Genomic DNA, 3,166 nt, shown 5'->3' on the forward strand with positions numbered 1-3,166 from the left:
CGCGGTCCGCGGGGTCGATCGCGCCGTCCGGTCCGGGGGTCGCGGCGAGCGGGGTGAGCATGCCGGCGTTGGCGTCGGGCTCCACCAGGACGCGGTCGGCGAGCATGCACGGGTTCCCGGCCAGGGCCGAGAAGTTGCCGGCCGCGATCGTGTACGCCGGGTACTGCTTGTGGACCCCCTTGGCGAACGAGGCGACGGAGAACACGACGAGCAGACCCGCGACCACCGCGATGGGTGCGGCGGCGATCGTCCGCACCCGCCGCCGGCCCTCGCGCGTCCTGGGCGCCTGCGTGCCCACGTAGTCCTGCCTGAGATGCTGCCAGCCGGCATAGGCGAAGGTCAGGACCGCCAGACCCAGGAGCACGGTGGCCGCGTCGATGCCGCGGACACTGGGCGCCTTGTCCCACCAGGGGATGCCGTAGCTCGAGACGTACCACCAGCCGTTGGGTCCGGCGAAGGCCAGCGCGAGCACCACCAGGATGATCCCCAGGAACACGGTCCGGTTGCGGGCGGTGCGGACCGCGGACGCGGAGATGGCCATGGCGCCGAGCGCCGCGATCGCCGCGCCGATCCCCGCGTAGACACCGAAGTGGTGGGTCCACTTGGTGGGGGAGAACATCATGAAGAACGCGGTGCCCACCACCACACCGACCAGGCGCCAGACGGGCCCCGAGGCCGCGCCCGGGATCTTGCCGCGGCGCAGCAGGGTGCCGATCACCATGATGAGGCACAGCAGGACCAGCAACACCGGGAGTCGACGCGAGAGCGAGCCGTCGACCGTCGGGATCATCAGGTAGTAGTAGCGGACGAACTCCTCGAACCAGTTCAGGTTGGGGCCGATCTCGCCGCGCACCCGGATGGCCTCGAGCACCGAGGCCAGGGACTGGATGCCGAAGACGCTGATGAGCACCATGGTCCCCGCGGCGAGCACCGGGGCGACCAGCGCGAGGTGAGACCCGACCTCGCGCCCGCGCACCACGACGGTGCGCAGGACCGGGCGCAGTCCCATCACCAGCGCGGCGACGGCCATGAGTCCGGTGGGGCCGGTGGCCAGCGAGAACGAGGCGACGATCACCGCTATCGCGTACGGCAACATGCGTCGGGTCGCGATGGCGCGTTCGACGGAGACCCAGGTGAGCAGCGCGCCCAGGGCGATGACGGGCTCGGGCCGCAGGCCGTTGTTGAAGGCCATCCAGAAGGCCAGGAACACGGCGGCGGCGCTCCACACGACCACCGGGGTGGTGCGCGCGGCGCGGCCGAGCCGCGGCAGGACCTCGCGGCTGATGACGAGCCAGCACAGGATCGCGGCGACGAGCGCGGGCAGACGCATCCACGGGCTGGCGGTGGACACGTGCGCGAGCATCGTGAGCAGGTCGTAGTACGGGGAGCCGAACGGAGACTCCGGGACGCCGTACCAGCGGTAGTAGTTGGCCATGTAGCCGGCGGGGTCGGCGGCCCGGGCCATCGACATGATGTACCCGTCATCGGAGGTGTTGCCGCCGATGAAATGCCACACACCGAGCGTGCCGATCACGGCCACGTCCGGTAGCCGGATCCTGAACCACCCGCGGGGCAGGAACCGGCGGGACCGGCGGCCGTCGGTCTGGTCGAGCCCGTGCAGGGCCCAGAGGGCCACAGCGGTGGCGATCAGCCCGATCACGATGGCGGCCCACTTGAGGGCGGTCGGGTCGGTGGTGAAGCGGGAATCGACCTCTACGGCCACCTCGAGGCCGTCGGGGACCACGGTGTCGGAGGGCAGGTCGGTGTAGATGCCCACGACCATCGGTCGGAGGTCGTCGGCATCGACCCGGCGGGCGGCGTCGTCGATGCCCTCGAACTCCGCCTCGACGAAGGTCGGGGCGGCGGTCACGGTCAACTGCGTGCAGTCCCCGGCGGCGACCTCCTCCCGCGGTGCGGAGACGATGACCCGGTTGCGGGAGACCACGTCGACCGTGTCCGCGGAGGCCCGGACGAACAGTGCCCGGTCGCCGGCCTCCTCACCACCCGCCGGGGCGGTGGACAGCAGGATCCCGCCGTCGGCGGGCAGGTCCGCGACCAGGGTGCAGGGCACGGAGGCGGTGAACCGCTGGGGCGAGTGCGCCATCAGCGGCGCGGTCACCGAGTCGACCGATCCGTTCTGTGGCCACTGCACGCTCGATGTGGTCTGGGTGACCGGCAGGAACGGCAGGGAGAGGAAGCACAGAGTGCCCAGGAGGCCGCTGACGATGGCGACGAGGCGGAGCCTCGCGACACGGGCGTCGGCGGCGACCGGGCCGGAAGCAACGGTGGAGTCTGACACGACGCCCGATTCTAGGCGACGGTCACTTCATGGGACCCGGCGTGGTCCAGCCCCACTGGACGGAACTGCTGCGCACGAGGTCCGCGGGCGTCGCCCCGGGGTCGAGGGGTTCGAACCGTTGGAGGGAACCCCAGTCCCGCGACCAGTCGTGGTCGAGGTAGGTGGGGACGGTGACGGCCTCCACCGTCTGGGTGGTCCACAGCAGTGGTCCGCCGCCGCCCGCGCTCTGCCACCAGTTCGCGGCGGCCGAGGACTCGCGGTCGGCGAGGATCCGGTAGCGGGGGATCTCTGCGACCCCGCCGTTGTGGACGAACGGGCGCTGACAGGGGAAGGCCAGGGCCACCACCCAGTCGACGAGCACCGGGTCGGTGTGGCCCACGACCTCGTCGAGGGTGCGTAGCCGGGGGTTCCGGGGCGGGGTCACGGCGAGCCACCAGTCGGGGTCGAGGTTGCCGTCGGTCGCCACCACCCGGACGACCTCGGCGTCGGAGGGGATCGACTCGAGGGGGATCCTGAGGTTGCGCCAGGCGGGGGCGGGACCGATGTCGACGGGGGTCGTGGAGCCCATGACCTCGAAGTCGGTGGGGCCCGCCGCGCCGACCCGGCCCGGTCGGCCGTACTCGATCGTCAGATCGCCGTTGCCGATGCGGCCGGCCGCGGCCATCACCAGCAGGGGGCTGTTGGGGCGGCGGGCGGGCAGCTCGTACCAGGCCGACGTGAGTTCGGCGGCGACCTGGGGACCGCGACGGTAGGAGCCCAGCACCGGTGTGGTGTCGGGGTCCAGGCCGAAGGGCAGCGCGACGGTGGAGCCGTTGACGGTGACCTCACCCCGGCCGCCGGTGGTGCCCGCGTCGACGCCGTCGCCCA

The 3,166-nt window shown here is 72.0% G+C and carries 2 protein-coding genes; both read right to left on the reverse strand.

The window, feature by feature from the left end:
- Window positions 1–2,299, reverse strand: a 2,299-nt coding sequence (locus tag G6020_RS10335) for an arabinosyltransferase domain-containing protein (protein WP_182610561.1), incomplete at its 3' end; no start/stop codon positions are given.
- Between the two features lie 22 nt (window positions 2,300–2,321).
- Window positions 2,322–3,166 (reverse strand): arabinosyltransferase C-terminal domain-containing protein (locus G6020_RS10340; RefSeq protein ID WP_182610562.1); only part of this gene is annotated, 845 nt, incomplete at its 5' end.

Origin of the sequence: Dietzia sp. B19 (genome assembly GCF_014145155.1) — a bacterium.
Taxonomy (GTDB): Bacteria; Actinomycetota; Actinomycetes; order Mycobacteriales; family Mycobacteriaceae; genus Dietzia; species Dietzia natronolimnaea.